General features: G+C 71.9%; 6 protein-coding genes. 3 read left to right on the top strand and 3 right to left on the bottom strand.

Annotated elements, in window-relative coordinates:
- Positions 1–161: 161 nt before the first annotated feature.
- Positions 162–5,039, bottom strand: coding sequence for a hypothetical protein (locus AB0C30_RS38765; RefSeq protein WP_357953410.1), 4,878 nt, complete (start codon positions 5,037–5,039; stop codon positions 162–164).
- A 51-nt stretch (positions 5,040–5,090) separates the two neighbouring features.
- Here AB0C30_RS38765 and AB0C30_RS38770 point away from each other — a divergent pair, with 51 nt between their 5' ends.
- Both AB0C30_RS38770 and AB0C30_RS38775 read left to right on the top strand, forming a co-directional pair.
- Entirely contained in the window at positions 5,091–5,456 is a 366-nt protein-coding gene (locus AB0C30_RS38770) for a hypothetical protein (protein ID WP_357953412.1), read from the top strand.
- Entirely contained in the window at positions 5,453–9,160 is a 3,708-nt protein-coding gene (locus tag AB0C30_RS38775) for a CHAT domain-containing protein (RefSeq protein WP_357953413.1), read from the top strand. Before AB0C30_RS38770 ends, AB0C30_RS38775 begins: the two co-directional genes overlap by 4 nt.
- Before the next feature lie 302 nt (positions 9,161–9,462).
- On the opposite strand, the gene AB0C30_RS38780 is transcribed toward AB0C30_RS38775, so the two are convergent.
- Positions 9,463–10,287, bottom strand: coding sequence for a transposase (locus AB0C30_RS38780; protein ID WP_357953415.1), 825 nt, complete (start codon positions 10,285–10,287; stop codon positions 9,463–9,465).
- On the opposite strand from AB0C30_RS38780, the gene AB0C30_RS38785 reads away from it, so the two are divergent.
- Complete coding sequence (locus tag AB0C30_RS38785; protein ID WP_357953417.1) at positions 10,220–10,522, top strand: integrase core domain-containing protein; 303 nt, start codon at positions 10,220–10,222, stop codon at positions 10,520–10,522. The two genes, AB0C30_RS38780 and AB0C30_RS38785, sit on opposite strands and share 68 nt — an antisense overlap.
- Here the strand turns inward: AB0C30_RS38785 and AB0C30_RS38790 are convergent.
- Positions 10,505–10,735 carry an integrase core domain-containing protein gene (locus AB0C30_RS38790; RefSeq protein WP_357953428.1) on the bottom strand — a complete coding sequence of 77 codons (231 nt, stop codon included), beginning with the start codon at positions 10,733–10,735 and terminating at the stop codon, positions 10,505–10,507. The genes AB0C30_RS38785 and AB0C30_RS38790 overlap by 18 nt on opposite strands.
- Between the last annotated feature and the right edge of the window lie 27 nt (positions 10,736–10,762).

A 10,762-nucleotide genomic window follows, 5' to 3' on the forward strand; every position in this document is an offset into this window, starting at 1 on the left:
TCTCGAACGGCACGGACGATGCGCTGCAGCGCCAGCTTGGCATACGGGTTCGAGCCGGTGAAGGCACGTCGCAGGGGCGGTCCAGCCGGGCGAGCATGTTCTCACCGCAGCGACTCGGCCAGGCTCCGGTATGCCGCCGCCGGCGACGCCCGCTCCCGGTCTCACTCGTCCAGCCGTCCGGTGAAGAACCCCGCCCGGAGCTCGAACGTGCGCCGCAGCCGGGTCAGCACCGATCGCACCCCGTCCGGCAGGGCAGCGGAGCCCAGCCGCTCGGCGATCAGGAGCGCCACGTCCCGATCGTCGTCGCCGGGACCGTCGCCCCGCCACCTCTGCACGGCGTTCGCCGCGATACGCGCGAGCCGCGGTTCGTCATGTTCGACGTGCGGCAGCACCTGCCGCCACTCCCCCAGATAGGCGAGGCCCGCCAGGCGGCCGACGGCGACGCTGGAATGTTCGGCGGCCACGGGGAAGCCGCTCAGCAGGCCACGCGCCGACTCCGCACGGTCACGGTCACCCTCTTGCGCGCAGATCCGTCCGAGATAGCCGATGGCGGCCAGCACGCCGGCGAGGTCCGTCTCCTCAAGGCGGCCATACCCGCTGGTAGCGACGGTCGCCGAGGCCGATCCGGCGCCAGGCGCCACAGCGAGCCGGCAGGCGTAGGGCAGGACGTCGGTCACCCCGACGGTGGCGGCGGCCATCACGTACCGCCAGGCCGCCAGGCCGGTTCCGTCCGGCTGCAGCGACCTGAACCTGGCCGTGCCGCGCCGGTCGAGCCGCTCGTCCGGACCAGGGCCGGCGTCGATCAGGAAGCCGAAACTGGCCAATCCGAAGATGGCCAGCCGGGCCGTCTCGTCATCGGCCATGAGCAGAGCCGTCAGGTCGGCGAGGGCGCCTCGCGCACGGGCGAAGGCCGCGGACCACGGCCAGGTCTGCCGCCCCGCGACCTCCCGGTCCTGCAGCATCCGGGCGGAGTGCAGGGCCAGCCGCACGCCGCGCGCGCGATCGACGGCGAACACACCGGTCACCAGCGCCGCAAGGGGCTCGAGCCGGGCCGGGCTGGCCGTCTCGGCCAGTGCTCTGACCAACAGCTCAGCGCGTTCGAGCAGGTCGGCGGCGGTGACCGCGTCAAGCTCCGCAACGGCGGCGGCGGTGGCGAGCAGCCTGCCGGGCGAAGCCTCGGCCGTGACGTCCGCCACGAGGACGGCTGCCTCGTCGGGGAGCAGGCGATGCGCGGCGGCGAGGGATACGAGTTCGTCCTGCGACTCGAGGAGGCCCACCAGGTCTGCATGCTCGGAAGGGGCCGTCAGCACTGTCCAGGCCCTCGCCGCCCCGGACGCCGCGCCAAGCGAGCCGGCGGGCACAGGCGGATCCAGGTCCGGTACGGACGACGCACCAGGCGTCCCGGTGAGGCCGGGTGGACCCGGGCTCGAAGCGAGCCGGGCGCGCGGCGGCGGCACGGACGAGCGCAGGGCGTCGAGCAGCTCGGCCACGTCATCCGCGACGTCGAACCTGAACCGGTGCCGCAGCAGCACGTCGAGGTGGCGCGCGGCGCACAACTCCTCCAGCAGCCGGCGGCGTTCGCCGCGCAGCCGGGCGTACTCGTCGTGCCCCGCCGCGTCGGTGAGCTCCTTCTCAGTCTCCTGGAGCCGGCGGGTGCAGGACACCGCCCAGCGTCGTTCGATGGCGGGGGTCGCGTCGGCTTCGACGGCCCGCAGAGCCGCCATCGCCGCCTCGGTCACCAGCCAGGGGCGATCGGGGTCGATCAGCTCGCAGACGCGGGGAAGGAGCTGGTACAGGTCGGCTCGCCGTACCGCGCCGAGGGCCGCGGAGCAGACCCGCGCGGGCGGATCCGCCGTCAGCACGGCCGCGCACGCCTCCCGCAGGGCCGCGCGGGCACGTGCGCAGGCCGTGCCGGACGCGCGGCGCGTCATGCGCTCCAGACCGCGCAGCGCCGCCGTCCGAGCCTCCGGCGGGGACGAAGGGTCCGCCGCGACCGTGCCGAGCAGTTCCCTGGCCGGCCGCCCGCCGAGGTCAGCCAGCGCCGCGGCGACATGCTCGCGGGTGTCGTCCCGTACGGCCGGGGCGACCAGTTCCTCCAGGAGCCGATCGCTGATCCGCGTCAGCAGTGCGGCGGGCCGGGTGCTCGCGGCACGCAGGAACTCGACGGCCAGCGCACCGTCGTGCCGTACGGCCGCGGTGACGAGGGAGTCGACAACCGGGTCGGCGCCGTCATGCATGTTCAGCAAGAGCAGGATCGCCCCGTGCCAGCGGAACTCCGTCACCAGGCCGAGCGGATCCGGGCAGCCCGCGTGGTAGAGCGCGAGAGCCGTGAAGTAGTCCCTCAGTACGGCGTGCGTGAAGCCGACCGATCCCGCCGTGCGCGTCAGCAGGCCACACCCGACGAGGTCGTCGACGAGGCCGGGGGCATGGGAAGGCCAGGTCGGCAGCGTGGAGAGGGCCGCGGCGGGGATCTCCTCAGCGCGCCGGGAGGTGAGCTCGTGGGCGATCGCCGTCAGAGCCCGTTCGCGCATCGCGGAGCCGGTCCGCGGTCGCGTCGCGAAGAGCCGGTCCACGTACTGGGCCAGGAGGCCGCTGACCGTGAGCGGCGGATCCGGCTCGTCGGCGAGAAGGTGGATCAGCGGCAGCAGCGCGGGAGACCAGAGCATGGGAGCCGGCCATCGCGAGACCTGGTCGGCGTCGTGGGGATCTTCCCGTACCAGCCGTTCGATCGAGGTCCGGGCGGCCGCGTCGCGCGAGCCCAGCGCCCGGATGAGGAACGGCTCGATGACGGCCGGGCTCGGCGGGGCCAGTACGTGCACTTGGAACGGCCCGGTGCCGGAGGAGAGGTCGTAGGCGGCCGTACGGCAGGCGACGACCACAGCACTGCGGCGTGCGCCACCGTCGACCAGCTCGCGCAGCCAGGCCAGCACATTCGCGCCCGCGTCGGCGTCGAGATGGTCGAGGTGGTCGACCAGGAGGCAGATCGCGCCGGTGGCCAGCAGCGCCGGGACGCTCTCGGCCCAGTCCGGGGGCAGTTCGCAGACGGTCCACGCGGCACGCAGGACGGCTGCGCCGGGTTCAGCGGCCAGGACACGGGCGTCCACGGGAAGGGGGAGACGTGGGGGTGGCCGACCGGTGCCGGGCCCGGCACCGGCGCGCGTCAGCCGGACGCGCAGTTCCTCCAGCACCGTGCTCTTCCCGCTCAGGGCCTCTCCCAGCAGGACGACATGGCTTTCCCGGGCGAGGAGCGACTGCGCGTCCTCACCCGGTGGGTCCCCTTCGGCGGCGTACGCCGTGAGCGGGACGTACCAGGGCGGATCGCGACGGGGCGACCCCCTTCCCGCGCGGCCCCGCAGGAGCGGGGTGACGAGGCGGGCCCGGAACTCGCCGAGCAGCCGCTCGATGCGGTCGTCGCGAACGCCCCCGTGATCCAGCCCGGTCACGAGGTCGGCGGCGATCGTGACGGCGTCCTGGTGCCGCGGCGCCAGGATCGGGATGAGCGCCCCAGCGACCGCGCGCAGCGTGGAGGGCCGCCACCTGCGAAGGACGTCTTCGCCTCGCCACATCTCGGACGCGGCCCCGGCAGCGGCGACGGCGGCGCTCATCGCGGCCGGGGTGTGCTCGTGCCGGGCCCACTTGAACGTACGGTTCGCGGCGATCACGAGCTGCGCCAGGTACTCGCGCCACCACCGAGGCCCCGCCTCGGCCGGGTAGCTGCTCCGGCCCTGCGAGCGGACGGCCCACAACACGCGGAACGAGCCCTCCAGGCCGGGGGCGGTCTGCCGGATCGCCGCAAGGAAGGCCGCCTCCACGCCCGCGGCCCGCTCCTCGACGCTTTCCCCCGCGACGGCGTCGAGGGCCCGGCCGGCGAGCGCGAGCAGTCGTTGCAGGAGCAACAACTCGCTAAAGTCATGCCGCCCGGCCAGCACGTCACGCAGCAACCCGAGTTCGAGCCAGGCGTGGTCGGCCAGCACCGGCTGCCCGGCGGCGGTCTTCGCGAAGTCGATCAGGAAGGGCTGCTCGTCGCTGAGCACGATGTTGCGAGGGTTGAGGTCGCCGTGGACGAGCGAGACGGCCCGGTCCTCCTCTTCTCGCGTCAGCAGGTCGAGCAGCTGCCCGAAGGGCAGGGTGGTGCGCTCACTCCCCCAGACGACGTCGGCTCCTTCGCGCCGCAGGTCACGGCAGACACCGGAGATCACCGACCAGCGGGAGCCGGCGTAGGTCTCGGCCACCGTGCCGGATATCTCCACCGGCTGCCCCGTGGTCAGCTCGGCGGATGCCCTGACCCTGACTCTCAGCCCGTAGAAGTCGGCCTGATAGCCGTCCTCGTCGGGGGTCAGGGTGAGGGAGAGACGGGCCCGCACGGGCTCCGGCCCCGGGTCGGGGTGCAGGCAGAGGGCCAGCAGCTCGTCCGAATGGAGGTATGGGCCGTCGGCGCCGTCGTGGTCCAGCGTGAGCATGGGGCCGAGCGTCGCGATCTGGCCCCACAGCGAGCCGGGACCGCTCTGCGGCTTCGCGCCTTTGTACAGGACGGAGTGCGCCTTCCTGCCGAACACACGGATGACCTTGGTCGTCCGCTCGATGTCGTTCCGGCCGGCGAGGTCTTCGAGAGTCAGGAGCGATGCGCCGGAAGTGCCGGCGAACTCCGCGACATGGCCATAAACGATCATTTCCGGCCGGCCGCGGACCCGTTTGCCTTCGTCGTGCACCGCGGGAGCGGCCAGGTCGATCGGCGCGCACAGCGTGTTCGCCTGCTTCCTGTCCACGAAGTGTGCCTGGAAGGCGTTCCACTCCTTGGCCATCTCCTCCGCGGGGCCGAGCTTGGCGACGTAGCGCCAAGAGGTGCCGCCCCAGTGAGCGGTGATCTCGAAGACGTGGGCGCCTGCCCGCCCGCCTGTCAGCCGCTTGCCCACCGTGATCCGGTCGGGCAGTTCCTTCCAGCGGCCCCCGCTCTCGACGGGCGCGGTGACGAGCCGGTGCAACGCGTCCCGTATGCCCACAGGTCCGCCGTCACCGGTGGAGATTCGTGGAACCGTCACATCCCCTCCCGCTGGCCTAGAGTCAGTATGCATAGGGGAGGGGAGACGGCAATGCTGCAGGAACCACCCGCGCTGCCCGAGTCATGGGCGGACATCTGCGCCCTCAAGCGCCGGCTACGGCAGCAGGCCAAGGAGGCAGGGCACCTTCCGGAATGGCGCGAGCTCGACAGGGCGGCGAGAACGGGCGCCGACACGCTGGAAAAGTGGCTGAGCCTGTGCGCGAAGATCGCCGAGAGCGGGCGATGGTACGGCTCGTACGTCATCAGGGACGGCTTGACCGAGGACGGCGACGAGGACGCCGAGCAACTGTACGGCTGTCCCAACCAGCGACGGTGCGAGCGGATCGCGACGGCCACGAGCACCGGCGCCCCGCCGCTGTGCGACCTCTCCGCCGAGCCCATGGCGCCGCTCCGATGATGTCCGGTTCCCATGTCGAACGCCTGATCGCCGACCGCACCCGGATGATCGCACACCTGCGCACGCTAAGCGACGGCGATGCCGCCCGGCCGCAGTGGCTGAACAACCTCGGCAACCTCTCTCTTGCTCTGTACGACGCCACGGGCGACCCGAGCCATCTGGACGAGGCCGTCGTCTGGCACGGTGCCGCCTGGGCCGACTCCGCCGACGGCGACCCCGCGCGCGCCGGGTACGCCGCCAATCAGGCCACGAGCCATCTGCAGCGCTTCCGCCGGCGCAATGAGGAAGACGACCTGACCGCCGCCAGGGAACGCATCCTCACGGCGCTGGCCATAACCCCCGACGAGCACGAGCACCGGCTGGGCCGCCTGCACACGCTGGGCAACGTGCTGGAGTGCCTGGCCCGGGAGCGCGGCGACCCCGCGGACCTGGACGAGGCGGTTCGGGTCAGGGACGAGGCGCTGGCCGCGCCGTCCCGCGGTATCCCCTCCCGCGCCGTGCTGCTCACCGGCGCGGGCAACACGGTCCTGCTCCGATACCACACCCGCTACGACCCGGCCGACCTCGGCGCCGCGCTCGCGTACCACGAGCAGGCACTGGCCGCAGCAGAGTCCGATGGTCCGCGCGCCGCCGCCCGGACCAATCTGTCCACCTGCCACGCCGACAGATTCCAGCTGACCGGTCAACCCGGCGATCTGGCCGCGGGCATCGAGCACGCCGAAGAGGCGCTCCGCCTCACCCCCGAGGACGCCCCTGAGAGGACGGCACGGGCGAGCAACCTGGCGTCCATGCTGCGCTCCCGATACGACCGCCTCGGCGATTCCGACGACCTCGACAGGGCGATCGAGCTCGCGCTGAAAGCGCTGTCCGTTCCCTCTGCGCCCGGCCTCACGCGCGCCGCCCTCCTGGGCAACCTCGGAGCCGCCCTGCACACCTGTCACCGGCATCGGGGCGGCTCGAACGTCCTCGAGCAGGCCGTGACGTTCCTCAGGGAGGCGGTGCGGCTCGTCCCGCGGCCCGGAGACGATCTCGCCCGCTGGAAGAACAACCTCGGCAACGCGCTGAGCAGCCTGTACCTGCGCGACATGGACCTGCGCCACCTCGACGAGGCGATCAGCCATCTCCGCGGCGCCGTGGAGCTCACCCCCGGTCCGCGGCACCCGCACCGCGCGGCCCGCCTGCACAACCTGGCCGGATCTCTGCACCGGCGAGTGGGCAGCACCGGTGACCTCACCGACCTGAGCGAGGCCATCAACAGCTATGCCGCCGCCGCCGAGGCGGCCCCCGCGGGCGAGCGGCTCTTCGCCGCCGCCAACGCCGGTCTCGGCGCCGCGCTCGGGCTGCGGTTCGCCTTACGCGGCAACGGCGAGGACCTGGACGCCGCCATCCACCGGCTCGGGCTGGCGCTGGCCGCCGTCAGCCCGACCGATCCCGACCGCCTCACCTGGCTGGTCAACCTCGCCGGCCAGTTGATCAGGCGATTCCAGCACACCAGGCAGCGCGCCGCACTCGACCAGGCCATCGAACTGCTGGCGCTGGCCGCGAACGCCACGGCGCAGGACCATCCGTACCTGCCCCTGCGGCTGGAGACCTACGGGCGGGCGCTGGCGATGCGTTTCGAGGCGTACGCCGATCCGGCGGACGGCGACGCGGCCGTGATCCAGTGCGAGCGCGCCGAGCGGGCCGCCCGCAATCCGGTGGACCGCGGGATGGCGCTCCACGTGCTCGGCGACGTCCTGCAGGCACGCTACGAGCGGGCCGGAGAGTCGGCCGATGACCTGCGACGGGCCGGTGAGGCTCTGGAGAAGGCGGTGCGCACGCTGCCGGCGGCACACCCGGATCATGCGCTCACCCTGCGCAGCCTGGGCATCGCCGCGCGGTTCCGGGCCGCCGCGCGACAGGACCCGCGAGTCGCCGACCGAGCCGTGCGCCTGCTGAAGCGGGCCGCGAAGGGCGGGTCCCGCCTGGGCAGGCCCGACACCGTGACGCTGATGGAGCTCGCCACCGCCTATCGCGTGCGGTCCGGTCTGCCGGACGATCCGGAACGGCAGCAGCTGAACCGGATTCGTTCGCGCAGGACCGGCCGGGACGCTCTGCGCGCCTGCCGCGAGGAGGTCTTGCTCCAGCCGAGCACGGCCGACGGCCTGGCGGTGACGCGTCGCGCGGCCCGCCACGCCGCGGCCGTCATCTCATGGTGCCTGGAGGATGAGGCCGTGACCGAGGCCGTCGAGGCGATGGAGACGGCACGTGGCATGGTCCACCGGGCCGCGATGTTCACCGGTTCCGCCGGTGACCGGCTGCGCGAGGCAGGGCATGGCGACCTGGCCGCACGCTGGGAGGCCGAGCAGGCGCGCGCCCTTGAGCTCCGCGGGGCCTCGGGGAGGAGCGGCGCGGCCGATGCCCCTGATGTCGAGCCGGTGCCAAGCCAACTGCGGGACGAGGTCGTCCGGGTGCTCACGAGCGAGGAGCAACGCGCCGCGAGCGGGCTCGGCGCCGCCTACTCCGCCGGCGCCGTCCGCGCCGCCCTGGCCGTCGCCTCCACGGACGCCCTGGTCTATCTCCTGCCCGGCACGACGAGACGCAGCGGGTACGCGGTGGTGCTGCCTCGCGAGGGCGTGCCGCGGCGACTGGTGCTGGACGGCTTCCGTGCCGTGCCCGGCGGGAAGCTGTCCGCGTACGTGGAGACGTACAACCGCCTCCTCGTCGCAACCGCCGCGGAAGCGGAGGACGGCGACGACGAGACGGACTCTCAGCTCGGTAGGCAGGAGGTCGTCGACACATGGACGACGGCTCTGCACGAGCTGTGCGACTGGGCATGGGAGGCCGTCATGGCACCCGTGCTCGCCGCGATCCGCGACCTGTCACCGGCGCACGGCGACGCTCCCCCGCGCCTGGTGATCGTGCCCACCGGGCATGCCACCCTCGTCCCCTGGCATGCCGCCCGGGCAAGCACCGGCAACGGCGGCCATCGGTACGCCGTGGAGGAGGCGGTCATCGGCTACGCGGCCTCGGCGCAGCTGTTCTGCGAGACCGCCCGGCGCGGCCGGTCCGCCATGGACGGCCGTGCCCTCATCATCGGAAACCCCACGTTCAGCCTGCAGTTCGCCGAGGCCGAGACGCAGCAGATCCACCAGCTCTGCTATCCCGCGGGCAGGCACATCGGGCCGCCGCGCGCCGCCGGAGACGTGCGTGTGACCCCGGATCTGGTGCTGTCCGAGCTCTCCGGCCCCGAATCGGCCGCTTTCCCGGTCATTCACCTGGCCTGTCACGGATACGCCGCGGCGGATCCCGCGCGCTCCCGCCTGGCGCTGGCGGATCGGCGGCCCCTGACCGTCGAACGCCTGCTGGCGCACGGGCGCACATCGAGGAGAAGCGACGCCGGGCCGCTGGTCGTCCTGTCGGCGTGCGCCTCCGGGATGAGCACCGACGACTTCGACGAGATGATGACGCTCGCCACCGCCTTTCTCATCGCGGGGGCGTCAGCCGCCGTCGGCTCGCTCTGGATCGTGGACGACCGTAACACCGCCGACCTCATGACCACCTTCCATCACGTCCTGGCCTCTGACCGGCGGGATCCGCTCGACGCGCTCCGTGCCGCGCAGATCGAGATGATCGAGGCCGGCCGTCAGGCCGCTCCCCAGCCAGGCCGCCGTTCTCTGGGAGATCCGTACTGCTGGGCCGCCTTCACCCATCAGGGCCGCTGACCAGTGCCGGCCGTGCGCGGTCTCGATCCCCCGGCGGGGGGCGATCTGAGGACGCCGCGAGCGCTCTGCGGCCGAGGACGGACAGCCGGTCGGATGCCTGCTCGTAGCGCCGCACGAGATCGAGGTGGCCGCTGGCCGCCAGTGACGTCAGATCTGCCCGGGTCACGTTCCACGGCCTCGCTGAGCATCAGGGCTCGCGCACGTTCCACCGCGAGGGCCGCCGCCTCGATCCGTCCGGCGCCAGGGTCACGTCCACGGACGTGGTGTATGAGTGGATCTTCGCGTGATCCTGTTTCTGCAGGTTAAGCGGTCAGTATCCGCGGCAGTGGGTTCTGGGCGGGTGTGTCGCCCGCGATCACGCGCAGGCGGGCCTTGGCCAGGGCGTCCAGGCCCATGTAGCGGCGGGCTTCGACCCATTCGTCGGTCTGTTCGGCCAGCACGGCGCCGATCAGGCGGATGATCGCTGTTCGGTCGGGGAAGATGCCGACCACGTCGGTGCGGCGGCGGATCTCCTTGTTCAGTCGTTCCTGCGGATTGTTGGACCAGATCTCGCGCGGGAAGGCGGCGAAGGCGATCAGGTCCTCGCGGGCGGCGTCCAGGTGCTCAGCCGCGGCTGGATGCTTGGCCTCCAGAGTCTGCACCACCCAGGCGTGCTGGGTGCGGACCAAGGCGGCGTCGGGGTCTTGAAGAGGGCCGGTTTCGATCCAGCGCCCCAGCGCGGCGGCCCGACCTGGGCTCAGTTCCTCAAGGCCCAGGCATCTGGGATCTTGGCCTGCGACTTCTTCAGCGTCGAGACGGTCATGCTCGCGCGGCTGCACTGCTTCGCCGTGGTCGAACACGCCACCCGGCGAGTACACGTGCTGGGGATCACGGCGCACCTCAACGCCGACCGGGCCGCCCAGCAAGCCCGCAACCTGATACCCGACCTGGGCGACCGGATCGGCGGCTTCCGGTTCCTGATCAGAGACCGGGACAGCAAGTACACCGCTCTGTTCGATGAGGTGTTCACGACCGAGGGCATCCGCGTGGTGCTTCCTTACTGCGCCCCAGGCTCCTCGGATGAACGCGATCATGGAGCGATGGGTGAGCAGCGCACGCCGCGAGCTACTCGACCGGATCCTCATCATGAACGAACGCCACCTGCGCAAGGTCCTCGCCGAGTATGAGACCTCCTTCAATCTGCATCGTCCGCACCGGGCCCTGAAGCAGGCCAGCCCGCTCAGAGCGCTACCCGATCCGGTCGACGCGGACATCGATGTCTTCCGACGAGACCGGGTCGGCGGCCTCCTACACGAATACGCCCAGGTTGAGGTTCCCCCCGTTGCACGGACACCTGAGGTGAGGTCACTCAGTGGCGTCTGAGGGCCGGTAGAGGCTCTCGAACGTGACGGGACTGTGCATTCCGATGCTGGAATGGCGTCTGTATGGATTGTACCAGCATTCGATCCATTCGAAGATGGCGTTGGCGAGTTCGTCGCGGGATTTCCAGATTCTGGTGTCGAGCAGTTCGAGCTGCATCGTTCCCCAGAACGATTCCATCATCGCATTGTCGTAACAATCGCCCACCGTTCCCATGGAGCCGAGTAGGCCGGCATCTCGCAG

Origin of the sequence: Nonomuraea sp. NPDC048901, from assembly GCF_040649695.1 — a bacterium.
GTDB lineage: Bacteria > Actinomycetota > Actinomycetes > Streptosporangiales > Streptosporangiaceae > Nonomuraea.